We start from the raw sequence: 23931 nt of genomic DNA, 5'->3' as shown, positions 1-23931 counted from the left end.
GCGGACCGGCGGGGCCGGTGCTACTTGACCGGCTCCAGCACGGTGCGGCCGCCGAGGTAGGGGCGGAGCGCCTCGGGGACGACGACCGAGCCGTCGGGCTGCTGGTGGTTCTCCAGGATCGCGACGATGGTGCGCGGAACGGCGACCAGGGTGCCGTTCAGCGTGGCCACCGGGCGGACCTTGCCGTCCTCGCGCATCCGGATGGAGAGGCGGCGGGCCTGGTACTCGGTGGTGTTCGAGGTCGAGGTGACCTCGCGGTACTTGCCCTGGGTGGGGACCCAGGCCTCGATGTCGAACTTGCGCGCGGCCGAGGCGCCGAGGTCGCCGGAGGCGACGTCGATGACCCGGTAGGGCAGTTCGAGCGCGTTGAGGAAGTCCTTCTCCCACTGGAGCAGGCGGCGGTGCTCGTTCTCGGCGTCCTCGGGGGTGGTGAAGACGAACATCTCCACCTTCTCGAACTGGTGGACGCGGATGATGCCGCGGGTGTCCTTGCCGTAGGTGCCGGCCTCGCGGCGGAAGCAGGACGAGTAGCCGGCGTAGCGCAGCGGCAGCTTGTCGGCGTCGAGGATCTCGTCCATGTGGTACGCCGCGAGCGGGACCTCACTGGTGCCGACGAGGTAGCGCTCGTCGTCCTCCAGGTAGTAGACGTTCTCCGCGGCCTGGCCGAGGAAGCCGGTGCCGTCCATGGCGGCCGCGCGGACCAGGGCCGGGGTGATCATCGGCACGAAGCCGGCGGCGGTGGCCTGGGCGATCGCCATGTTGACCAGGGCGAGCTCCAGCAGCGCGCCGACACCGGTCAGGTAGTAGGACCGGGCACCGGCGACCTTGGCGCCGCGCTCGGTGTCGATCGCGCCGAGCAGCTGGCCCAGCTCGACGTGGTCGCGGGGCTCGAAGCCCTCGGCGGCGAAGTCGCGCGGGGTGCCGATCTCCTCCAGCGTGACGAAGTCCTCCTCGCCGCCGACCGGGGCGGCCGGGTCGATGAGGTTCGCCAGCGAGCGGAGCAGGCGCTCGGCCTCCTCCTTGGCCTCGCCCTGCTCGGAGTCGGCGGCCTTGACCTCGGCGGCCAGCTCCTTGGTGCGCTGGAGCAGGGCGGTCTTCTCGTCGCCCTGGGCCTTGGCGACGAGCTTGCCGAGCGACTTCTGCTCGGCGCGGAGCTCGTCGAAGCGCGTGCCCGAGGACCGGCGCCGTTCGTCGGCGGAGAGGAGGGCGTCGACCAGGTCGACGTCCTCGCCACGGACGCGCTGCGAGGCGCGCACTCGGTCAGGGTCCTCACGGAGCAGGCGAAGGTCAATCACGGGCCCAAGCCTACCGGGCGGGGGCCCGTCCCCCGGTACCGGTTTTCGCCTGGGGATAACTCGCCCCAGCCTGTGGATAACTCTGGTGGAAAACGGCCCTCGGCCCGGTTATCCACAGGCTCGAGGCCGGGCCTGTGGATCGTGGGGCGGTGTCGGCGAACTGCGGAACGAACCATGGAATTCGGGTTTGAAACCTCGCTTGACCTTCTTGGGTGAGGGAATTGAAGCACTCGGACGGGTGATTTGCCGACACCCGGGTGACTCTGGTCCGATTAGTCATCTCTGCGACGCAAACCGATGATCCGACCGATGTGTGTAGTGGCTATACCGGTTTGTCGACTCGTCCCCAAGCCTGTGGATAACTCGAGCCTGTGGACAGTGGAAGCCCCTGTGGACAAGCCGGGGGCCGGGGCGGCCGCCCTGTGGACGACCGCCCGGCGGTGCAGAAAACGGTTCTAAAAGGACACGTGGACGGTGAATGTCCCCCGGATGTCCTCAGATGTCCCCGCGCCCGTCGAGGCAACGGGAGAGCCAGTCCGCGGCGGCGCCGAAATCCGCGTCCGAGGTGCCGGGCCGCTGGTGCCCGGACGCCTGCCGGTCGGCGCGCGGATAGGAGCCGAGGAACCGCACCTGCGGGCAGATCCGCTTGAGGCCCATCAGCGCCTCGCCGACCCGGCGGTCGCTGAGGTGCCCCTCGCAGTCGATGAGGAAGCAGTAGTTGCCGAGCCCCTCCCCGGTCGGCCGGGACTCGATCCGCATCAGGTTGACGCCGCGCACCGCGAACTCCTGGAGCAGCTCCAGCAGCGCGCCCGGGTGGTCGTCCGGCAGCCAGGCCACCATCGAGGTCTTGTCCGCCCCGGTCGGCGAGGACACCCGCCCCGGGCGGCCCACCAGGACGAACCGGGTGGTCGCGCTCTGCACGTCCACGATGTCCTTGACCAGCGGGTCCAGCCCGTAGATCGGGGCCGCGAACTCGCCCGCGAACGCCCCGTCGTACCGGCCCTCGGCGACCAGCCGGGCGCCGTCGGCGTTCGAGGCGGCCGCCTCCCAGTGCGCGTCCGGGAGGTTGGCGGCGAGCCAGCGGCGGACCTGGGCCTGCGCCACCGGGTGGCTGGTGACGGTCTTGACGTCCGCCAGCCCGGTGCCCGGCCGCACCAGCAGCGCGAAGGTGATCGGCAGCAGCACCTCGCGGTAGATCATCAGCGGGGCGCCGGAGGCGAGTTCGTCGTTGGTGGCCGTGACGGCGCCCTCGACCGAGTTCTCGATCGGCACGAACGCGCCCGAGGACTCGCCGCCCCGCACCGCGTCCAGCACCAGCTGCACCGAGGACATCGGCACCAGCTCCCGGGTCGCCGCCTCCGGCAGGGTGCGCAGGGCCGCCTCGGTAAAGGTCCCGGCCGGCCCGAGGTACGTGTAGCGGGTGGCCGACATAACGCCTCCAAGGGGAACAGGACCAGCGGGGATCGGCGGTCCGCCGAAAAGAGTCACCTTAGTCACTCCGGGCGCCGCCCACGATCGCGTCCCGCTCCGTGGGAGGACTCCGGACGACCGGTGGACGGCCGGGGCACGACGGCCGGTGCGCGACGGGCTGCGGGCGGGCTGCGCGACGGGCCCCGGGCGGGCGACGGACGGGCGGCGGAAGGGCCGCCGCCCGCCGGTCGCCGTCGGAGCGGCCGGTCAGCCGAACAGGGCCTGCCCGACGTACCCGTCCGGCGACGCCCCCGGCGGGACGGCGTACAGCCCGCTCGCCTCGTGCCGCAGGAAGCGGGACAGCCCGTCCCCCCGGGCCAGCTTGCGCTGCACCGGGGTGAACCCCTTGCGCGGGTCGGCCTGGAAGGCCAGGAAGAGCAGCCCGGCGTCCGGCGACCCGTCGGCCAGCAGCCCGTCGTGGTACGAGAACCCGCGCCGCAGCATGGCCGCCCCGCCGTTGGCGGCCGGCGCCGCGACCCGGATGTGGGCGTCCGCGGGCACGGCCAGCGACCCGTCCGCCCCCTGCGCGGCGAGGTCCACCGGTGTGCGCTCGCCCGCGTCGGCTGCCGCGCCGAGCGGTGCGCCGTCCGACTTGCGCCGGCCGATCACCCGCTCCTGGCGGTCCACCGGCAGCGCCTCCCAGTGGTCCAGCAGCATCCGGATCCGCCGGAACACCAGGAACGAGCCGCCCGCCAGCCAGGCCGGCTGCTCGCCCCCGGCGGCGACGAACACCTTGGCCGCGAAGCCGTCCTCGTCCGGCCGGGGGTTGTTGGTGCCGTCGACCTGGCCCATCAGGTTGCGTCCGGTCATGGGGCCGGGAGTGGCGCCGGGCGTCCGGGCGAAGCCGGACATCTGCCAGCGCAGCGCCGCGGTCCCGGCCGCCTGGCGCTGGAGCACCCGCAGCGCGTGCACGGCGACCAGGGCGTCGTCGGCGCCGATCTGCACGAACAGGTCGCCGTCGCCGCGGGCCGGGTCCAGCGCGTCGGCCGGGAAGGCGGGCAGCGGCTCCAGCCCGGCCGGGCGCTGGTCGGCCAGCCCGGTCCGGTCGAAGAGGGACGCGCCGAAGCCGAAGGTGACGGTGAGCGAGCAGGGACCGGCGTCCAGGGCGATCTGGTTCTCGAACTCGTCGGCCGGCTCGCCCGCCGCCATCCGGCCGGCGGTGCGCGACCAGCGCCGGAGCAGCGCCCGCACGCCGTCCCGGCCGACCCCGCCGGCCAGGTCGAAGGCGGCCAGCTGGACCCGGGCCTGCTGGGGTTCGAGGATCCCGGCCTGGTGCTCGCCGTGGAATCCCACCGCGGCGGGCCCCAGACCGGGGCCCGCCCCGGTCGCCGCCCGCGCCGGGCCGGGGTCGCGCCGTTCCACGGCCAGGGCCGTCGAGGCCCCGGCGCCGGCGCCGACCACCAGGCCGGCCCCGGCGGTTCCCAGCAGCGTCCGCCGGGTCAGGCCGGGGGCCCGGCCGGCGGGGGCGGCGGCGTCGCCGGTGTTGGCGTTGGTGCTGGTGCTGGTCTCCATGGGGATGGTCCGCCCTATCCGATCTTCAGCTGCTTGATCTCCGTGGTCTGGTCGATGTCGGAGGATCTGATCACCACCGACACCACCCAGTTCCCGGCGAGCGGCAGCTGCGCCGTCCCGGTCCAGCGCCCGGTGCCCTCGGCGGTGAGCGGGACGGTGAGCGGGCCGAGGTCGCGGTCCGGCAGGGTGAAGGCGAGCTCGACCTCGGGCACCTCGACGGGCGAGCCGTCCGCGCCGTCCAGCTTCAGGTGCACCTCGTTCGACCCGGTACCGGCCGGGTTGAGGGTGACGGTCGCGGTGCCCTTGGCGTTCGGCGTCCGGCCCTTGGTGTCGTACGGGAGCTTGAGCTCCACGGTCCGGCCGGGCACCGTCTGCGGGGCGGGCGCCCCCCCGGTGGTCCCGCCGGTCGTCCCGCCGGAGGTGCCGCCGGACGTCGTGGCGGCGCCGTTCGCCGCGGCGGCCGCGACCTCGCCCGCCACCCGTCCGGGCGGGGAGTTGGTGAGCAGAGTGGTGACCACCAGGACGGCGACCGCGACCGCGGCCTCGACCAGCACCGAGCGGCGCAGCCCGGCCCGGGTCGGGGTGAGCCCCCGGTCCCGGTCGGCGTTCGCCCGGGCAACCCGCTGACGGGCCAGCTGGGCCTGCCGGACCGGGTCCTCGGCCTCCGCCCGGCCGGCCGGGGCGGCGGCGACCGCGGCCGGCTCCGGTGCGGTCCGGGCCGCCTCCGGTGCGACCTCGGCCGCCTCCGCCGGGGTGGCGCGCAGCCGGGCGAGCCAGGTGCGGGACATCCAGGCGACGCCGAGCATGGCGATCACACAGCCGGTCTTCACCAGCAGCAGCCGTCCGTAGTCGGTGCCGGTCAGCGCGCCCCAGCTGCCGAGGCCGCGCCAGGACTGGTAGACGCCGGTGCCGGCCAGCACCAGGACGGCCCCGAACGCGATCTTCGAGAAGCGGTCCGCGACCTCCGCGCCGATCCCCTCGCGCAGCCCGACCAGCATCGCGGCCAGGCCGCCCAGCCAGAGCGCCATGGCGACCAGGTGGAGCATGCCGAGCGGCAGCGCCAGCCAGACCTGGATGCCCACCGAGGCGTGGTCCGCGCCGACCCAGGTCGCCGAGAGCGCGACGGCCAGCACCAGTCCGGCCACCCCGAGGCCCAACCGGGCCTCGCGCTGCGGGCGTTCGGCGGCGCGCCGCTCCAGCTCCCGCAGCTCGGCCTCCTCCGGATCGCCGGCCGTACCGGCCGTACCGGCCGTACCGGCCGTACCGGCCGTACCGGCCGTACCGGCCTCGTCGGCCCCGCCGGCCCCGCCGGTCGCGGCGGGTCCGGCGGCCTTCGCGGCGCCGCCCTGCGGCAGCCCGAGCTGACCGACCAGCAGGGAGAGGAACACCCCGCTCGCCGCGAGCAGCAGCAGCCGGGCCGCCAGCGCCGTGCCGATCCGCTCGTCCAGCGTGGCCCGGACCAGCGACAGGTCGAAGGCCCTGCCGACCCCCGAGCCCCGCTCGTACGGTCCGCGCAGCATCAGCACCGCGACGGTGGACACCAGCAGGGCCACCCAACCGGTCATCAGCAGTCGCTGCACCGGACGCCGGGCCGCCCCGGCCGGCCAGCAGAGCAGCACGAAGCCGGCCGCGCCGACGAGCAGCGCGAACGCCGCGTAGGCGACCGTCCGGCCGGTGCCGTAGAGCGCGGCGACCAGGCTGTCGGCCTCGGCGTCCTGCAGGGCGGTGGCGGAGACGGTGGTGGCCGAGGGCGCGCCGATGGAGAAGGTGAACGCCCCGCCGATCGGGTGCGAGTCCTCCGACACGGCCCGCCAGGCGACGGTGTAGGTGCCGTTGGCGAGTCCGGGGCCGAGCCCGACCCGGGCGGTGTTGTCCTTGCCGTCGGCGTGCGCGGGGCTGCCCGAGTCCACCGCCCGGCCGGTCGGGTCGAGCACCCGCACCGAGTCCGAGGAGAGCGAGACGGCCTCGCTGAAGGTCAGGGTGACGGCCTGCGGTGCGGCGGGCAGGACGGCGTTCTGCGCCGGGTCGGTGGACTGCAGGGCGGCGTGCGCGGAGGCCGGTCCGGCGCCGGCGAGCAGCAGCGCGAGGACCGCGCCGAGCACGCCGAGCAGCCCGGTGATCCGCCGTCCCAGCAGCCGCGCCGTCGCCGCCCGCGCCGTCGCGGCCCGTACTGCCGTCGTCCGAGCCGTCGCAGTCCGAGCCGTCGCCGGCCGTGCCTCGGGCGTCCGTGCCTCGGGCGTCCGTCCCATCAGCATCGTGCGATCCCTTACTGCTGGCCGGGCCGGTAGGTGAGCTCCTTGACCGGCACCTTGACCGAGATGGTGCCGGTGCGGGCGAAGGTCAGGTCGAGTTCGAGCTCGTCACCCAGGACCGGGGCCTTCTGCCACCCCATGATCATCAGATGGGTGCCGCCCCGGGCGAGCTGCAGCGCGCCGTGCGCGGGGACGTCGAGTTTCTCGACCTGCTCCATGGTGCTGGCGGTGGAGCGGTGCATGGTGACCGAGGAGGCGCCGGGGCTGGAGACCTTGACCAGCTCGTCGCCCTCGCCGCCCTCGTTGCGCACCGTCAGGTAGCCGGCCGCCATGCCGCCGGCCGGCGGCATCGGGATGTAGGGGTCGGCCACGCTGAGTCGGGCCGCCCCGCCCCCGGCGGGCGCGCCGCCACCGTCCTGGCCGCCGGCCCCGCAGGCGACCAGGAAGGCGCCGCCGCCCAGTGCCGTCGCCAGCACCGCCCCTGCCAGCGCCGTCCGGCGGAAGCCGAGGGCGCCCTTCATGCGGCGACCCCCCTGGCGAGCAGCGGCAGGTCGTGCTCGAAGGTCTTCACCTCGGTGCCGCTGAGGTAGAGCACGTGCGCCTTGTCGTCGGAGGGCAGGAAGGCCAGCACCTGGGCGCCGTGGGTGGAGGTGACGGTCCCGTCGGCGTTGGTCACCGGGTCCTCGATCAGGATGCCGAGCGCCTTGGCGGCCGCCTTCACCTTGGTCAGGTCCCCGGTCAGGCCTATGAAGTCGCCGCCCATCGAGTCCAGCCAGGCGCGCAGCACCTGCGGGGTGTCGCGCTGCGGGTCGGTGGAGACGAACACCACGTCGACCTTCTGCCGCTCCTCCGGGGAGAGCTTCTTCATCGCCACGCCGATGTCGCCCATGGTCGTCGGGCAGACGTCCGGGCAGCTGGTGTAGCCGAAGAACAGCAGGGTGGTCCGGCCGCCGGTCTTCTGCCGCAGGTCGTAGGGCTGGCCGGAGGTGTCGGTCAGCTGGAGGTCGGGCTTGTCGAAGTGCTTGCCGAGCACGGTGCCCTCGTAGGGCGAGTCGGTCTTCTGCTGGACGACCTTGGCGGGGCCGGCGGTGCCGGAGCCGGAGGAGCCGCAGGCCGTCAGCGCGAGTGCGGCGGCCAGGGCGACGGCGGTGGCACCGGCCAGGCGGGCGGCGCGGGGGGTACGGGCGGAGCGGGGCATGGGAGGGTCCGATCGTGTGCGGTGGATCACCGGCGGGGCCGCGCCCGGGGCTCGGGCGCGGCCGTGACGGGCGCCGGACGCGGCCCCGCCGGTGCTGGGGTCAGGAGGCCGAGCCGCCGTTGCGGCGGCGCAGGCCGAGGACGCCGACGGCGGTGCCGATCACACCGACCACGATGCCGACCACGCCGAGCACCCGGGCGGTGGAGTCGCTCGCCTTGTCGTCCGAGGCGGCGGTGTCGTTCTTGGCCGCGTCGCCGTGCCCGGTGCCGTGGCCGTCGGCGGCCGACGGGGTGGCGGTGGCGGTCACGCCGTGGCCGTCGGCCGAGGCGGCCTTGGTCAGCTTCAGCACCGGGGCGGGCTTGGCCGGCTCCGGCTGGCCGGCCTTGGCCTCGTCGATCCAGCGGACGACGTCGCCGTTGTCGTAGGTCTGCAGGGCCTTGAAGACCAGCGCGTCGGTGTCGGTCGGCAGCGGGCCGAGCGAGACCCGGAACTCCTGGAACTGGCCGGGGGCGACCTTCACGCCGGCGTCGGCGGTCCAGGTGATCTTGGCGACGGCCTCGTTGACGTCGTTGCCGTGGACCTTGATCGGCTTGTCGAGCTTGGCCTTCTCCACGGTGGAGGTCCAGCCCGGCAGCGGCTGGGTGCGGACCGAGGCCAGCGGGTGGTCCAGCGGGAGGTTGACCTCCAGCTTCACGGTGCCGGCGGCGTCGTTCTCGTTCGGGACCCGGAAGTCGACGGCGGTGTAGCCGCCCTGCTCGGCGCTGCCCGGGTTCACGGTGACGTGGGCGAAGGCGGGACCGGCCAGGGCCACCACCGAGGCGGCGGCGGCGAGGGCGACGGCGGCGGTACGACGGGCGGGAAGGGAACGCATGGGGTTCGGGTCTCCGTTCGGAGGCTCGGCAGGCCCGCTCCCGGGCACGGAGGGGTCCGTGCCCCGGCGGGGCCGCGCGGCGGGGGAAGAAGTGGGGGGAGGCCGCAGGACCGCACGGATCGGGCGGGTACGGCACGGCGCCGCGTACTCCCGACCGCCGCCGGACCGGTACCGGTGGGGGGACACCGGGGACACGGGGGCGCGGGTCAGTACGCGAGGGCCCCGAGGGGCGGCCCGCGCCGCACCACGCTGTGCCGCAGCACGGCACCGGCCGGCAGCGGGTCGTCCCCGCCGCGGCCACCGGACCGGCGGACCGGTCCGCCGGGCAGCCCGAGCAGGCCGCGCAGCAGCACCGCGGCCAGCGCGCACGCCGTCCGCAGCGGCTCCGCCGCCCGGGTCCGCGCGGCCGAGGCGGTGATCCGCACCAGCCGCCAGAGCGCCGCCTCGCCGCGCCGCAGCCACCAGCCGGCCAGCAGCGCCGCGCCGAGGTGGGCCGCCAGCATCGCCGGCGTCATCCCGAGCACGCCGCCCTGCCACCCGGGCGCCACCGAGTACGCCTGCGGGTCCAGACCCGCGCCGGCCACCAGCTGCTCGGCGGTCGGACTACCGGGCAGACCGGTCAGGGTGCCGGGGCGGGACTCGTTGCAGACCAGCCGGCCGGCCACCTGGGGCAGCGTCAGCGGGCCGGAGCCCAACGGGCCGCCGTGCTGGTGCGCGCCGGTCGCCGCGTGGCCGCCGTAGGAGTGGAAGAGGAGGTGCAGGCCGAACTGGCCCGCGCCCAGCGCCCCGGCGATCGCGCCGAGCGAGCGCTCCCGCCCGCCGAGGGCGGTGGCCAGCACCAGCACGGCGGCGAACCCGGCCGCGAGCGTGGGCAGGGCGACCTCGCCGCCCGCCGCGAACGCGTGCCCGGCGGCCGCGATCAGCGTGCACACCAGGGCGAACGGAACCGCCCGGGCAAGCCGCAGGTCCCAGGCGGCGGCCCCCACCGGCGCGTCCGGTGCGGGGGCGCCCGGGTGCGGGGCGGCGGCTGGGGCATTCATGGCCGGGACATCATCTCATCGCCCACACCCACCGGATCGGCAGGGTGGGAAATCCCTACGAATGCCCCGTTCGGCCCCGCGCACGGCCCTCGGTGTGCGCTGCTCGGCACATGCCTGTCCCCCCGTCCATCCGCCGAACGGGCGGTGGCGGCCCCTCGGCACGGTTCACCCCCGCACCACCCGGAGATACCTCGTTATATGTGGAGCCGCAGCCAGGAGGGACCTCCCGTGGACATCTGGTGGACTCTGCACCTCAAGCGCGACCCGGCCAGCGTGCCGCTCGCGCGCCGCATACTGCTCGGCGCGATGGCGACCGCGGGCGTCGATCCGCAGATCGCCCACGACCTCGGCGTCGCCCTCAGCGAGGCGTGCGCCAACGCGGTCGAGCACGGCGCGTGCGGGCGGCCCGACGACGGCTACCAGGTCACCGCCTCGATCAGCGGCGACCTGCTGCGGATCGAGGTGACCGACTCCGGCCCCGGTCTGCCCGGCCCGGACCGCCCGGCCCGCCGCCCCGCCCCCGCCGCCGTCCCCGCGCCGCCGCCCGCCCGACCCGAGGGCCGGGCGCAGCCCCGCCGCCGCCCCCGGCGGGGCCGCGCCACCGTCCCCGGGCCGCTGCTCACCACCCACCGCCCGCGCCGCGACGGCCGCCCGTACGACACCCACGTCCTCCCGCCCGCCGCCGACCCCGTGCCCACCTTCCGGCCGCTGGACCTGGACGCCCTCCCCGACCTCACCGCCGAGTCCGGCCGGGGCCTCTTCCTCATCCACGCCCTCACCGACCACGTCCAACTCCGCAACCACCCGCTGCGGGGGGCGATCGTCAGCTTCGACAAGGTCCTCAAGTGGCAGGACGGGGCACTGCTGCGCCGGGCGTCGTAGCAGTTTTGGCTCTCTGACCTGGACGAACGGTCGCTATCGGGGCCCAGGTCGCGGCAAATGCGAGCCAGGGATCAGGTCGCCAGGGCACACGTGGGGCACGTGCCCTCGGATTTCGGCGCGGTGTGCCCCGCGCCCGCACCCGGAAGCACCCTGTCGATCGCGGAACGGGTCCGCGACTCGCTGGTCGGCATCAGGTTGCCGTCGTCGGTGAACAGCAGGCTCACGGTGTGGGCGGTGCCGTCGGCCGTACGCCACGGGAGGGTGACCCGCTTCGGCGGGAACGCCTTCATGTGGGCCTTCAGCGCGCCGGCCAGTCGGTCGGGGAGGGGGACCCCCCGCACCTTGCCGCCCTTCGGCGGAGCGAAGACCATCTTCCCGGCTACAAAATGGATCTGACGCCGAATCTCCACCACGCCACGGTCGAAGTCGATGTCCTCCACCGCGAAGGCGAACACCTCTCCCTGGCGCAGGCCACAGCCGAACGCGAGCGAGCCGCCGGCCTGGAAGCGCTGGCGGCAGACCGGCGATGACGGCGTGGACGCGCTCCGCGGGCCACGGAATGACCGGCACCTTCTCGACCTTCGAAAAGATGACGGACCGGGCCCGGCAAGGGATGGTGGCGATGGCACCGACGGCCGCGTCCAGTATCCGGTTCAGGATCGACCGAACCAGCCGATGGTGGACGGCTCGAAGCCCTCGTCCTGGAACTTCCGCACCCACCCCTGGACCGTCGACGGCTTGAAAAATCGCAGGTTCAAGTGCTCGCGTGGACAGATGATGTGATTGTCGATCACGCCCTCCTGGCGTTCCAGTGTGGTCGGGCCGGCAGGCACGACGGCGAGCCACTTCCCCGCGTACTCGCACACGGTGGCCGTGCCAGCGGCCGGGTCGATGTACGAGCCGGTCCTGATGGCGACGTTGAGCTCAGCGGCGCGGTCGTCGGCCTTGGTCTTGAGCTCGAAGTCCTCCTTGCGCTGGTTGCCCTCGGGGTCGCGGTAGCGGACCTGCCAGCGCTCGCCCTTGCCGTGCTCGGCGGTGGGGAACTTGCCCTTGTGCTCGCGGCACTCCTGGTCGGTCGGGCAGGGGTAGGTCTAGTGCCAGGTGTCGTATACGGTCGCCGAGTCGGCTCCTTCGGGCGGGGGTATGGGGAAGCGCGGTCGGCGAGCGGCGGCGTGGGATTTCGGCTGGGTGGGCGGCGCGGGGTCGGGTGGACCGCAGGCCCGATAACTCGCGCTCTGAGCGAAGCCCGGGGCGGGTGTTGGATTTCTATCGACCGGCGGTCGATTATCGAGTAAATGCCTCGGATGAGTCCCATCAGTGCCGGACAGTGCGCGACGGTGTCGGATTGTCCCAGCCGGTCCGTGCTCATTATCGAGCTGTGGAGTGCACGAGCAGTTGCAGCGTTCGGTGACGTGCAGGACGTGTGCTGAGCTGGTGAGTTGCTTGACCGGGAGACTACCTGCGGCGACCAGTGTGATCATTTGAGTGGATTCGCTGAATTCCTTGCTCGGGGGATATGGCGATCGATAGCGTCGTTGATCGGCCGTCCGGCGAGAGGGTCTCGGATTTTTCGCACCGCGTTCTGGAAGCCGGAGAAGGGGCGCTATCTGCATTCCGTGGAGAACCGCGCGATCATCGGCGGACGCCTGTCCTGATGAGCGCTCATGATGAGGCGGGCCGCTCCTCGGTCAGGGAGGGGGATCGTCATGGGTGAGCGGGGTCACCCGGCTGATGCCGGCGCGTCGTGGGCGTCGAGCGAGGGTGTACGACGCAACATGCGCTCCAACGAGGGCCGCGATACACGGCCCGAACTGAAACTGCGGAGTTCCGTGCATGCGGCAGGGGCTCCGGTATCGAGTGTCCGCCCGGCCGTTGCCGGCCGTTCGACGTACGGCCGACCTCGTCTTCACGCGGGTCGGGCTCGCGGTCTTCCTCGACGGTTGTTTCTGGCACGGGTGCCCCGAACACCACACCCGGTCCAAGACGAACGCCGAATACTGGGCCGACAAGGTGCGAGTGAACGGCGAACGCGATGCGGAGACCGACCGCTTGCTCGCCGAGGCCGGCTGGGAAGTGGTGCGCATTTGGGAGCACGAAGAGACCCAGGACGCGGCGAGGCGTGTCCTCGAGGCGTACGGCCGTCGTTCCGCCGTGATGGCCGAGGCCACTGCGCGGAAGCGATCAGGCGGAGATCAGCGACTGTGAGGTATTTGTCACTGCACCTCACTATCGTGTGGTCCCGACCAGTCTTCGTCGAGTCGGACCGAGGTCGCCCCACGATCACCGACTCCCGGCAGCAGGAGCGATCATGGAAGATCCGCGCATCGAGGCGGCGTGGAAGCGGTTCCAAAGCAGACTGGATACGGCACTCCCTCACGAGGTCACGCAGGAGCTGCGCGACCTGTTCGTGCCCGACCATGTGATCGAGGAGCTTTTGCGGCGGCACGACGTCGAGACCACGCGGATCGCCAGCCTGAGGGAACCGCTGGCTCTCGGGCGCGAGAACACTCTTCCCTGGTACACCGGCCCCCGTGCCGAAGACAAGAACTGGCCGGCCTTCGAGGGCATCCTGCGGCGGGCACTCGGGGCGGATTCGGCACAGAAGATCGACGAGGCGTCCACGAAGGTGGTCGCGATGCTCGACCACCCGGCCACACCCGCGTTCCGGTCACGGGGTCTCGTGGTGGGGCATGTACAGTCCGGCAAGACGAGCAACTTCACCGGCGTCGTCTGCAAGGCGGCGGACCGTGGCTACCGCATGTTCATCGTGCTGTCCGGGATCCACAACTCATTGCGTCGTCAGACCCAGGCCCGGCTCATCCGTGACGTCGTTAACCTCAATCCGCCCTTGTGGCACCAGATCACGAGCCCGGAGCGCGACTTCGTTCCCCCTCCCAACGCTCAGTCGTTTCTGGCCTCGAAGGACCAGAGGCTGCTGCTGGTGGTCAAGAAGAACGCTGTCGTCCTCCGCAAACTGCGTGACTGGCTCGAGCAGGCTCAGGAACAGCTCGGCAACTGCCCGACGTTGATCATCGATGATGAAGCGGACCAGGCCACGTTGGCGACCCGCCGGATCAATCCCCTCATCAGGGATGTGATTACCCGTCTGCCGAAGGTCTGCTACGTGGGTTACACGGCGACCCCGTTCGCCAATCTGCTGAGCGATCCGCTCGACCACGAGGACTTCTACCCGAGGGACTTCATTCTGAGCCTTCCCCGGGGCGCGGAGTATCAGGGGCCGGAGACGCTCTTCGGGCGTCACCCCCTCGACGGGGAGGATCCTGCGGAGGTGCCGGGTGGCCTCGACATGATCAGGACGATTCCGGACGACGAACTCGACGACTTGCGGCCCAAGAAGCAGGCGGCCGCTTCAGGCTTCGCCCCGGTGGTCACCAGGTCTCTCCGCCGAGCAGCACTCTGGTTCTGGCTGGCCACCGCCGCTCGGCATTCACGGGGTCAGCAGGACCAGCACTCCTCCATGCTGGTTCACGCACACTCCGACACCCGCGTTCACGACTCTTACGGGCCGCCCCTCCGAGCGCTGCAGGAGGAAGTGGCCGTCGGCCTCGCAGATCGAGACACCGCTCTGCTCGAGGAGCTTCGCCTGCTCTGGGAAGACGAGACTGCGCGGGTCGACCCATCGGGGTTCGGAAACCTCGCGGTCGGCTTCGACGAGGTGCTCGATCATCTGGACGGTGTGGTCAAGAGGACGAGGATCGTGATGGACCACTATCGGAGCAACGACCGGCTCGACTACGACTCCGGGCCGGTAAATGTCATCGCGGTCGGCGGGAACACGCTCTCTCGCGGGCTCACGCTCGAAGGACTCGTCGTCAGCTTCTTCGTGCGTTCCTCGAACGTATACGACACACTTCTCCAGATGGGCCGCTGGTTCGGCTACCGTCCAGGCTACGGGGACCTACCTCGGATCTTCATGCCCGACGAGACCCGACGCTGGTTCATGCACCTGGCCACGGTCGAGGAGGAGATGCGCAAGGAGATCGATCGGTACCTCACGGAGCACAAGTCGCCTTTGGAGCTGGCGGTGCGTATCCGATGCCACCCTAAAATGCGTGTCACTGCGCCCTCCAAAGCCGGTGCGGCGGTCCGAACGGCGGCATCGTACGGCGGGCAGCTCGTGGAAACCCGGTACTTCCCCTGCCTGCCCGTCGATGACGCCTTGAAGTGGCACGAGAGGAACGCGGACGCAGTCCTCGGTTTCCTGGCCGCGGCCTCCACTGATGGCCGGGTGGACAGGACTGTGAAGCCCGGCCGAGCATTGTGGCGGGAAGTGCCGCTCACCCGTGTGCTGGACTTCATCGGTGCCTACCAGTTCCACCCCAAGTCGGTCGACGCGTCCGCGGATCTGATGGTGGAGTACATCAGGAGGCGCAACGAGTCAGGTGCCCTCGCATCCTGGAACGTCGGCGTCATCGGGAACGCCGTAGGGGCCGATTCCACACCGCTGTCGCTCCCGAACGGCATCACCGTGGCGCCGGTCACCCGCACTCGTCTGGCCGCCAGTGCCTCCGACGAGGTCGCGGACATCAAGACGCTGACCGGTTCCCGAGACGAGGCACTGGACCTTAAGATCCCGCAGAGTGAAGGATCTGTGAACCGAAGCCGGCTCCAGGAACTGAGGGTTCAACAGCAGCCTGAGCGTGGACTCGTCATGCTCTACCCGATCGATGCCAGGTCCGAGGTCCCGGTGCGTAAGCACAACGGCGAGGAGAAGAAGATCGAAGGACGCGCTCCGCTCGACGCCCCCGGCGACATCGTCTGGGGCGCCGCCCTGGTCTTCCCGCGCCCCAGCAAGGGAGGAAGGGAACTGGCCGTCGAGTACGACTATGTCGCCGCAGACCTTCGCCAGGTCTTCCCGTCTGCCGGTGAGGACGACTCCGAGGACGTGTCCGTGCTCTACCAGGACCTCGACAGCGATGCAGAGGGAAGCGCGTGAGCACGACGTCGGACGTCTCCGCCCAGTTGAGGGAGACGTTGGAACTGCTGTGGACTCGGCTGGACGATGAGTCTCGGTCCGGGCCTCCGGCCCTCATGCTGTCCGCAGAGCTCAAGATCACCACGCGTCATGGCCTCGTCAGGCTCGGCCGTGATGCCGACGGCATGCGACACCTTCTCGTTCCGATCTCGCCGACCCAGCGGCTGGACGACGACCGGCGCAGCGGAGGCGTGCACCTCACCAGCCGGGTGCTGCTCGTGGACGACATGCCCGTCCGCTTCGCGGACCTCCTCTGCCGACGCCGGGACCTCTCCGGCGTCTTCACCGGACTCGTCGCCGACGTGTGTGCCAGAGTGGCTGCGGAACCGGAGGGCTCACCGTTCCGCATCGCTCAGACCCTCAACTCATGGCGTCTCCTGTTCGGGGGGCAGACCGGCCGTTGGACCATTCCGCGACTTGCCGGTCTCTTCGCTGAACTCGTCGTTCTCGAGAGCCTGTTGGACGAGAGGTCCGATGCCCTTGGCGCCTGGCAGGGACCGACGGGCTGCGCCCAGGACTTCCGGAGCACTCACCACGCGATCGAGGTCAAGGCGTCCACGGCGGCCGGTGGACGAATCGTTCGCATTCACGGCGTCGACCAGCTGGAGGCCCCGGAGGGCGGCACCCTGTACCTCGCATGGTTCCGCGTCGCGGTCTCCACAGGGCAGGCGGCAAGATCGATTCTCGACTTGGTCGAATGCTGTCGAGCCAAGGCCGATGCGGTGGACCTATTGGACGCGCGGCTCGCGACGCTGGGGATCACCGGCGAGGCCAATGCCGTTGTGGCAGATACTCGCTTCGAGTCGACGGACGAACGTTGGTACGAAGTGGGTGATGCCTTCCCCAGAGTCATCCCGGCCAGCTTCACCCACGGCGCCGTACCCGCAGGTGTCGGCGGTATGGAGTATCTCGTCGATCTCGACAACGTTCCCGCTCGAGCCGACCGAATCGTCGCTCTCAACCGACTGGCATCCGATCTTTGAACGCGCACACTTGGTACTCACAACCGTTCCGCGCAGACGGAGGCATCACGGCCGACGGGTTGTTGGGTCAGTTGGGCAGGCCCCAACTGTCTCGCCTGACGATCTTGGTTCGAGAAGCCGCACAGAACTCCTGGGACGCTCGATGCGACGACCAGGCGATCGTCAGATTCCGTCTCGACCTGAGCAGCGTCGGTGCCGCACACATCGGAGAGTGGCGACGGCTGTTCGCGAACGGCCTGCCCCAGGCGGGCGACGCCGACGGCGCGTTCAGAAGTCTCGCCCAGTCCTCCTCGATCCGCTACCTCGCCGTGTCCGACCGCGGAACCAACGGGCTGGGTGGGCCCACACGCTCCGACGCCGGACACAGCACCCGTCGTGAGTGGCTTCGTTTCGTCCTCAACAGCGGGGATCGGGACGGCGATCAACAGCATGGTTCGACGGGCGGGACGTTCGGCTATGGGAAGGGCGCGTTCTTCCTGACTTCCAAGGTGGGATGCACGTTCGTCTACACGCGTTTTCGCGATGACGACGGCACCCTGCGATCCCGCTTCATCGGTTCGGCGATCCGCAGGTCCTTCTGGCACGAAGGCTTGCGCTACACCGGCAGGCACTGGTGGGGGACGCCTGACGCGGAGCATTGCGAGCCACTTCACGACGCGGTTGCCGACGACGTCGCACGACGAATGGGGCTGCCTGCCTTCGGTGGAGAAGACACCGGGACGACAGTGGTCATCGTCGAGCCGGACCTGACCGACCCGACCCTTCCGGACACCGACGCAGCCGAGGAGATGAACACCAACGACGCGGGTACCTATCTGGCCGACGCCGCGGCTTGGAACCTCTGGCCGATCATGCTGGAAGAACGGCCGAGTCGAATGGCGGTGTCGGTGACCGCGAACGGAGTGCAGATCGGAGTCCCGACGCCCGCCGACGACGCCGCGCTCGCGTTCTTCGCGGACGCCTACCGGAAGGTGGCCGGCGGTCAGGGCGAGATCCTCAACTGCCTCAAGCCGAAAAAGGAACTGGGCGACTTCGCGTACGAGTACACCTACGGGGCGACCGTGACGTCTCCCGCTGCACGTGATCTGGGCGTCGAAGGCGCGCCTCATCACATCTGCCTGATCCGCGGGCCCGAACTCGTCACTCGCTACCACTCGGGGCCTGAGCGGCCCAACCCGCAGGTCGGTTATGCCGGAGTCTTCAAGGTCACCGACGAACTCGATCCCGTCTTCGCGCGTTCCGAACCGCCCACTCACGACGCCTGGGCGTATCAGCAGTTGAAGGGGCACGAGTCGACCTTCGTGCGCACGCTGGGTCGGCGTCTGAAAGAGCGTTGCGACGTCATCAGCGGGGCTACGAACAAGAAGGCGTTCAAAGTCGACGACTTCGCGGTGGGGTCCGTCGCGCAGCGGCTCGGTCACCTCCTCGCGGGCCCCGGTGGCACGGGCGCCGCAGTCGTCGACGTTGCACCAAGGCCGGGAACCTCCTTCACCCCCGGGCACACTCCGGCGGAGGAGGCGGTGTCCGGTGAGCACCACGAGACCTCGGACTCCGACGAGGCGCGCTGGCACGGCTCTCAGACCGGAGCTGGCGGCGACCACTTCGGCGATCTGAAGGCGCCCAAGAGCGGCTCTGGCGGCCGCACGACCGCGACGCGCAGGCCGACCTTGGTCTCCCACCCTAGCTATGAGATCCTCGCCGGCCGCCCGGTGCTGGTCCAGCAGGTCAGGATCCACGGATCCGGGCGCAACGAAGGCCATGTCAAGGTCGTGACGGGAGAAGGGGCCACAGAGGGCGTCTCTCCGGTCGGGGTAATCGAGCCGACGATCCACGGATGGCGGATCGCAGGCGGGGAGATCGTGCCCGGCGAGGTGCTCTACCACTCCGACGGCCTGGTCGAGGTCGAGCTGATCGTGAACGCCGTCCCTGATGCGGTTCTCGAGATCAACGTGACGGGGCAGGTATGAGCGTGCAGGCGTGGCCGTACCGACGGCCGTCGAATCGCGTGGAGGCCGAACGCTGGCGCACGGACGAGCTGACGGGCGCCCTTCTACCGGCTGCGCTGCCCGCGTGGGACTATCAGACCGACCTTACTCTGGCCCGCGTCGTACACCTCGACCTGGCGGGCATCCGAGAGGACTGCGGACTTCCCGACGACGCGCCGCTCCGCCTCTGTGTTCGGTACTGGCCGTCCACGTCTCGCCTACGCTACGCGGCGTTCGAGAGCCGGCTTCCCATACATTCACGGCAGAACGTCACTGTCGTGGAGATGACCGCGAGGGGGACCGATCTCGGCGGCTACCTCACCATCGAGACCATCGTCGAGCTGGCCGCAGACGTCGACACGGGCATACCGTTCGTACCGCACAGGGCCGGATCGATTCTTTGGAACGACCAGGTGCGAGTGCACTTGGAGGGGGCCGCAGGCCTGCTTCCCACCGTGCCGGTCTCCTTCTCCGAGGCCGGCCTTCCACACGGCGCCGCGTGGTACGTCAGCATGGACGGAGGCGACTGGCAGCAGGCGGCGATGGGGAGCCTCCTGGTGCTCCTCAACACTGACAACCTCGCGATCCAGAAGGCCCTCGAAGCCGAGAAGGACGAAACCACTGCTTTGCTGTGGGACACCCTCGGAATCGACATCGTCACCGACCTCGTCGGACGAGCTCTGGACGATGAGGCCTTCGATGAGGACCAGGACGTGGCGGAGGTCGAGGGAGACCTGACCATGGCAGGCCTTGTCCGTGCCCTCGTCCGGACCTACCTCGCGCATCCCACCGAGACACCTGCGCTTGCGATCAAACGACTCAGGGACGAGCGCCGAGGCGATCCTTCGAAGTTCCGCGCACAGGTCCAGACGGGTGTCGGACTTCCCCGAGAGGCGGCACGATGATCGTCCTGTACCCGAGGCTTCTTCCCGGAGAGGCCGACCGGCTGTTCGCCGAGCTGCACGACCATCCAGTAGGCACGCACGGGACCATGGTCGCCAACCACTCGCCGCGTGCGGTGTTCGCAGCAACCGGCGGGCGACGGATCACCAGGGACGAGCTGGACGATCTGCGTCACGCGATCCTGACTGTCGCTCAGGAGCAGGGCTATCCGGAGCAGCCGGGAATCGCCCAACGGCACGCGTTCGACCAGAGAGTCGCCCGCATTCTCCATGAACAGAGTCTGATGGTGTCAGGTGAGGCCGCACAGCGACAGGTGTGGGCCTTCCTCGCCCTGGTACTGCTTCCCGATGTCTGCGTCTGGCGTTGGCAGGCGAACGCCGACCGGAGGTACTTGGCGGACCGGTTCAAAGGATCGGACCTCACCCGCCATTCGCTGGCTCGGCTCTGGACACGGGCCCACATCCTTCATGAACCCACGGCCCCCGAACCCTACGGCCTTCTGGACGTCCTGGGTGAGGCAGATCTGGATCAGATCATGGCGAGACGTGGTTCCATCGCGGCGTCATCAGCGTTGGTACGGGCGGTTGTGCGCGGCCACCGGGACGACCAGGGCGCCATCGGCGCCGAAGCGACGTCGCGCAGAATTCTCCGAGAATGCCTGATGCGCCTTCTGCGCTTGACGGCTTTCCTGGACGTCGACTCGATGGCCGAACCGGAACTCGACCACCTCGTCCGCATGCTCAGGCTGGAGAGCAGGACCGCGTTGCAACGATCGATGAGCTGAAGCCTTGTGAGCTGCGTCAGCCGCCTATCCAGGTGTTGCCGTCCACGGCGGACACAGGACGTGTTGTTCACCCTCCCGGTGGCGTCAGCATCTCGGACTGCGGTGCGCTCAGGGGCGCGTTGACCAGAAGTGGTCAAACTCGATCGCCTTGAGCTGTGCCCGTCGAACTCACCCGTGGTCGCGCCTACGGAGGCCAGGCGGTTGGCCTACGAGATCCGCAGATCAGGCCGAGTGGCGACTGACGCCAGCCGCTGACCGCCGCGAGCGGGTGAGAAGCCGTCATGTCAGGTCGCCCCCGCTCCGGCGGGGGAGGCGCCCTGAAGGGCATATCTGGGTCGCATGGGGGCCAAAAACGCCGCTGACCAGTGTCAACCACCGAAGGTCGTTCGCCCAGGTCAGCGGCGTTCTGGCGGCAAACTCGCAGGTCACCGCGCCATGCCGGTCAATCGGTCCTCAAGTGGCAGGACGGGGCACTGCTGCGCCGGGCCTCGTAGCCGGGGCGGGCGGGCCCGGGCCGGGGTCAGTCGCGGGTGGTGGTGGCCGTGGCGGTGGCGGCCCGGTGGCGGCGGCGGGCGACGACGACGGCGGCGAGGCCGAGGGCGACGGCCATGCCGCCGGTGACGGCGAGCGGCACATTGCCGGCGCTCGCGCCGGTGCCGGCCAGCCGGGGGCCGGTCGGGTCGCCGCCGGTGGTCCCGGGGGTGGTGCCCGCGGTGGTGGCGGAGGGTGAGGGCGACGCGGTCGGGGAGGTGCTCGTGGTGGGTGTCGCCGACGCGGTCGGGGAGGCGCTCGCGGGCGGGGCGGTGGTGACCGGGGCGCGGTCCACGACGGTGAGCCTGCTGGTGAGCGAGCCGAGCAGCCGGTTGCAGCGGTACTTCACATTGACCGGGCCCACCCCGTACGGGAGCACCTCCGAGGAGCCGACGACGGTGACGGCGTAGTCCCCGGCCGCCGTCGCCGGCTCGTCGGCGAACCGCAGCTCGGCGGTGATCATCTCGTGCGCCGGGACCCGGAAGGAGCCGATGGCGGTCGTCCCGGTGCCGTCGTTCGGCTCGACCGGGGTGAAGGGGCCGCCCTGGATCCTGACCAGGGGCTTGAACGGGGCGCTGCCCTGCGGGCCCTCGATCCGGTAGGTGATCCGGAAGTCCGTCAGCACCGCGTCGCTGCTGTTGTAGAAGGAGAAGGCGAGGTTCTGCGGCGGGCCGCTCCTGACCAGCGTCGCCTCGGTCGGCACGGCGTGGGTCGGCATCGTCACCTGGTACTCGGACTCGCAGCCGGCGGGCAGGGTCGAGGTGGCGGAAGGGGTGGCGGTCGCGGTGCCGGGGGCCGGATAGGTCGCGGTCGCGGTCGCGGTGGCCGAGGGCGTGTCGGTGGCCGACGGCGTTGCGGGGGTGGTGGCGGTCGGGGTGGGCTCGCCGGTGGTGGCCGTGGCCGCTGCCGTGGTGGTGGCGGTCGCTGTCGGCTCGGCCGTGGCGCTCGCCGAGGGCGACGGGCTGCCGTCGGCGGCGGCCGCCACGGTGGTTCCGCCGGCCAGCGCGCCGCCGGTCAGCACGAACAAGGTGGCGGTGGCCGCCAGGCGGGAAGTGCGCACAGGGGAGCTCCGGTGAAGGTCGGACGAAACCGCTTGCGCATGGGGGACGTTCGAAGGGTCCGCACGGTTGTACGGACCCTTCGGGCGTTCCGGCGGTGGTGTGTCAGCTGTGCGCGCCGGCCTTGCGGCGGCGCAGCACGAACAGCGTCCCGGCCCCGGCCGCGAGCACGGCGGCACCGCCGAGGGCGATCGGCAGGGTGGTGGAGCTGGAGCCGGTGTCGGCCAGGTGCGGACCGCTCGCCGCGGACGGGGAGGCCGTCGTCTTCGGGGGGATGGCGGCGGCGGTGGTGGAGGAGGACTTGTCGGCCACCTTGAAGCCGCCCTCGTAGTAGTTGCCGTAGTGGGTGCAGCTGTTCGGCAGGGTGGAAGCGGGCTTGGGGAGGTCCGGCGTGTTGTCGAAGGCCTCGGAGCCACCGCCCAGGTTGCCGCCGTAGTCGCCGACGGGGGCGGTGTTGGCAGCGATCCGGAACTGGATGGTGAGCTTCTCGCCCTTGGCGATCCGGTGGGTCCCGGTGTTGATGGCGCGGTCTACCAGTTCGGCCGGCTTCCAGTCCGATCCGGGCAGCCGGAGCTGGACGGTGAAGAAGTCGGTCCGCCAGTCCAGCGGACGCTCGTTCCCGTTGTCGGTGATGTAGATGCTGGACGAGAACTTGGCGAGGTCCACGCCGGTGGTGTTCTCGAAGGTCACCTGGACCTCCTGGGCCGGTCCGCCCTTGACCAGGGTGGTTCCCCAGAGGCCGGTGCCGGTGATCTTGAGGTTGTCACCCCCGTGGACGCCGCCCTGGCAGCGGTTCGTGAATGTGGGTGCCGGGGGCGTGGGGAGGTTGGTCGGCTTCGGTGCGGTGCTCGCCGACGGCGAGGTGGAGGCGTTCGGCGAGGTGGGCGCCGTGGGCGTGCCGCCGGTGCTCGGGGAGCCGCTCGGGGTTGCCGTCGTGGGGGCCGCCGTGGACGGGGCGGGCGACACGGCGGCGGCGCCGGCGGTGGCCGTGCCGACCGTCGCGCCGAGGGAAAGCGCGATCAGCGTGGACGCGGCCAGAAGGCGGGAAGTGCGCACGGTCTTGGCTCCAGCTTGATGAAATCTGTCCGGATATGGGCGACTTGGCGCCTTGATGTGATCACCGGCGCGCCGCAGGAGCGGCACCATATCGGAGGGTGGGCGAAGCGTCCGGCCCGGGGGCCCGGAAGGCGATCGGCGGCGGTGGAGGCGACGGCCTACCCTGGCGCGATGGGTGCGGTGGGCGAGTGGGACCTGAGGCGGCTGCGGGTGCTGCGGGCGGTCGACGAGTGCGGGACGGTGACGGCGGCGGCCGAGCGGCTCCATCTGTCGCCCTCGGCGGTCTCGCAGCAGATCTCGGCGCTGGCCCGGCAGCTGGGCGCGCCGATGCTGGAGCCCTACGGCCGACGGGTGCGACTGACCCCGGCGGCCCGGCTGGTGCTGCGTCACGCGGCCGTGGTGTTCGGCCGGCTCGAGCGTGCCGAGGCCGAGCTGGCGGGCTATCTGCACGGTGAGGCGGGCGAGGTCAGGGTGGGGGCCTTCGCCACCGCTATCACCGGGCTGCTCGTCCCGGCGGTGGCCCGGCTGCGCGAGGCCGCGCCGCAGCTGACCGTGCGGGTGGTGGAGGCCGAGGCGGACGAGGCGGTCCGGCTGCTGGCGGCGGGGGACGTCGACCTGGCGCTGTCGCTGGCCGTCGGACCGGTCGGCCGGGGCCCCGGATTCGTCGAAACGGCGCTGCTCAGCGACCCCTTGGACGTCGCGCTGCCGCCGGGCCACCCGCTGGCCGGGGCGCCGGGGCTGCGGTTGGCGGACCTCGCGGCGGAGCCGTGGATCTACGGCGCGGCCGGGCCCTGGCGGGAGATCACCACGGCGGCCTGCGCCCAGGCCGGTTTCGTCCCGGAGCGGGCGCACACCGCCGCCGACTGGGCGGCGATCCTGGCGATGGTGGCGGCCGGGCTGGGGGTGGCGCTGGTGCCCCGGCTGGCCTCGGCGGGGCGGGGCGGCGCGGCGGTCGTCCGGGCGCTGCCGGCGGACCTGCCGACCCGCCGGGTGGTGGCGGCGGTCCGGGCCGGTACGGAGCGGACGCCCCCACTGCGGCGGGTGCTGGCGGAGCTGGCGGCCGTCGCCGGAACCGTTCAGTCTGAGTGAACGATTCGCGCAGTTCTTTGTGATGG

General features: G+C 71.3%; 20 protein-coding genes. 9 read left to right on the top strand and 11 right to left on the bottom strand.

Annotated features, from left to right (window positions below; genetic code table 11):
* Nucleotides 1–20: 20 nt before the first annotated feature.
* From serS to SM793_RS06305, 8 genes are all read right to left on the bottom strand, one after another.
* Nucleotides 21–1295: a serine--tRNA ligase gene (gene serS, locus SM793_RS06340; RefSeq protein WP_320437025.1), complete on the bottom strand. Its 1275-nt coding sequence runs from the start codon at nucleotides 1293–1295 to the stop codon at nucleotides 21–23.
* 495 nt (nucleotides 1296–1790) lie between these two features.
* Nucleotides 1791–2726, bottom strand: a complete 936-nt coding sequence (pheA, locus tag SM793_RS06335; RefSeq protein WP_320437024.1) for a prephenate dehydratase — start codon at nucleotides 2724–2726, stop codon at nucleotides 1791–1793.
* A gap of 246 nt (nucleotides 2727–2972) precedes the next feature.
* Complete coding sequence (efeB, locus tag SM793_RS06330; protein ID WP_320437023.1) at nucleotides 2973–4277, bottom strand: iron uptake transporter deferrochelatase/peroxidase subunit; 1305 nt, start codon at nucleotides 4275–4277, stop codon at nucleotides 2973–2975.
* Nucleotides 4278–4291: 14 nt separating this feature from the next.
* Nucleotides 4292–6532: a FixH family protein gene (locus SM793_RS06325; RefSeq protein WP_320437022.1), complete on the bottom strand. Its 2241-nt coding sequence runs from the start codon at nucleotides 6530–6532 to the stop codon at nucleotides 4292–4294.
* 11 nt (nucleotides 6533–6543) lie between these two features.
* A complete protein-coding gene (locus SM793_RS06320; RefSeq protein ID WP_320437021.1) occupies nucleotides 6544–7050 on the bottom strand; it encodes a copper chaperone PCu(A)C in 507 nt (168 codons plus the stop codon).
* Nucleotides 7047–7727: an SCO family protein gene (locus tag SM793_RS06315; protein ID WP_320437020.1), complete on the bottom strand. Its 681-nt coding sequence runs from the start codon at nucleotides 7725–7727 to the stop codon at nucleotides 7047–7049. Before SM793_RS06315 ends, SM793_RS06320 begins: the two co-directional genes overlap by 4 nt.
* Nucleotides 7728–7827: 100 nt before the next feature.
* Nucleotides 7828–8598 (bottom strand): YcnI family protein, encoded by a 771-nt coding sequence (locus SM793_RS06310; RefSeq protein ID WP_320437019.1) that lies wholly within the window; start codon nucleotides 8596–8598, stop codon nucleotides 7828–7830.
* A gap of 206 nt (nucleotides 8599–8804) precedes the next feature.
* Nucleotides 8805–9638, bottom strand: coding sequence for a hypothetical protein (locus tag SM793_RS06305; protein WP_320437018.1), 834 nt, complete (start codon nucleotides 9636–9638; stop codon nucleotides 8805–8807).
* Nucleotides 9639–9866: 228 nt separating this feature from the next.
* On the opposite strand from SM793_RS06305, the gene SM793_RS06300 reads away from it, so the two are divergent.
* Complete coding sequence (locus SM793_RS06300; protein ID WP_320437017.1) at nucleotides 9867–10520, top strand: ATP-binding protein; 654 nt, start codon at nucleotides 9867–9869, stop codon at nucleotides 10518–10520.
* 71 nt (nucleotides 10521–10591) lie between these two features.
* On the opposite strand, the gene SM793_RS06295 is transcribed toward SM793_RS06300, so the two are convergent.
* Nucleotides 10592–10975 carry a hypothetical protein gene (locus tag SM793_RS06295; protein WP_320437016.1) on the bottom strand — a complete coding sequence of 128 codons (384 nt, stop codon included), beginning with the start codon at nucleotides 10973–10975 and terminating at the stop codon, nucleotides 10592–10594.
* Here SM793_RS06295 and SM793_RS06290 point away from each other — a divergent pair.
* The 7 genes from SM793_RS06290 to SM793_RS06260 all read left to right on the top strand — a co-directional run bounded on the left by SM793_RS06290 (nucleotide 10950) and on the right by SM793_RS06260 (nucleotide 20171).
* Nucleotides 10950–11303 (top strand): hypothetical protein, encoded by a 354-nt coding sequence (locus tag SM793_RS06290; RefSeq protein WP_320437015.1) that lies wholly within the window; start codon nucleotides 10950–10952, stop codon nucleotides 11301–11303. The genes SM793_RS06295 and SM793_RS06290 overlap by 26 nt on opposite strands.
* Nucleotides 11304–12353: 1050 nt before the next feature.
* Nucleotides 12354–12725: a very short patch repair endonuclease gene (locus SM793_RS06285; RefSeq protein ID WP_413815888.1), complete on the top strand. Its 372-nt coding sequence runs from the start codon at nucleotides 12354–12356 to the stop codon at nucleotides 12723–12725.
* Nucleotides 12726–12828: 103 nt separating this feature from the next.
* Nucleotides 12829–15477 (top strand): Z1 domain-containing protein, encoded by a 2649-nt coding sequence (locus tag SM793_RS06280; protein WP_320437014.1) that lies wholly within the window; start codon nucleotides 12829–12831, stop codon nucleotides 15475–15477.
* Entirely contained in the window at nucleotides 15474–16499 is a 1026-nt protein-coding gene (locus SM793_RS06275; RefSeq protein ID WP_320437013.1) for a PD-(D/E)XK motif protein, read from the top strand. The genes SM793_RS06280 and SM793_RS06275 overlap by 4 nt, the downstream gene beginning before the upstream one ends.
* 104 nt (nucleotides 16500–16603) lie before the next feature.
* Nucleotides 16604–18466 (top strand): hypothetical protein, encoded by a 1863-nt coding sequence (locus SM793_RS06270; RefSeq protein WP_320437012.1) that lies wholly within the window; start codon nucleotides 16604–16606, stop codon nucleotides 18464–18466.
* Nucleotides 18463–19389, top strand: coding sequence for a hypothetical protein (locus SM793_RS06265; RefSeq protein ID WP_320437011.1), 927 nt, complete (start codon nucleotides 18463–18465; stop codon nucleotides 19387–19389). Before SM793_RS06270 ends, SM793_RS06265 begins: the two co-directional genes overlap by 4 nt.
* A complete protein-coding gene (locus SM793_RS06260; RefSeq protein ID WP_320437010.1) occupies nucleotides 19386–20171 on the top strand; it encodes a DUF6339 family protein in 786 nt (261 codons plus the stop codon). The genes SM793_RS06265 and SM793_RS06260 overlap by 4 nt, the downstream gene beginning before the upstream one ends.
* Nucleotides 20172–20691: 520 nt before the next feature.
* On the opposite strand, the gene SM793_RS06255 is transcribed toward SM793_RS06260, so the two are convergent.
* Both SM793_RS06255 and SM793_RS06250 read right to left on the bottom strand, forming a co-directional pair.
* Nucleotides 20692–21762 carry a hypothetical protein gene (locus SM793_RS06255; RefSeq protein WP_320437009.1) on the bottom strand — a complete coding sequence of 357 codons (1071 nt, stop codon included), beginning with the start codon at nucleotides 21760–21762 and terminating at the stop codon, nucleotides 20692–20694.
* A gap of 103 nt (nucleotides 21763–21865) precedes the next feature.
* The gene (locus tag SM793_RS06250) at nucleotides 21866–22816 is read right to left on the bottom strand and encodes an LAETG motif-containing sortase-dependent surface protein (RefSeq protein ID WP_320437008.1); all 951 of its coding nucleotides are present in this window, start codon (nucleotides 22814–22816) and stop codon (nucleotides 21866–21868) included.
* Between the two features lie 171 nt (nucleotides 22817–22987).
* Here SM793_RS06250 and SM793_RS06245 point away from each other — a divergent pair, with 171 nt between their 5' ends.
* A complete protein-coding gene (locus SM793_RS06245; RefSeq protein ID WP_413815887.1) occupies nucleotides 22988–23905 on the top strand; it encodes a LysR family transcriptional regulator in 918 nt (305 codons plus the stop codon).
* Nucleotides 23906–23931: the final 26 nt, after the last annotated feature.

It is taken from the genome of Kitasatospora purpeofusca (assembly GCF_034043715.1).
Lineage (GTDB): Bacteria > Actinomycetota > Actinomycetes > Streptomycetales > Streptomycetaceae > Kitasatospora > Kitasatospora purpeofusca_A.
This window is presented reverse-complemented; position numbering and strand designations above follow the sequence as displayed.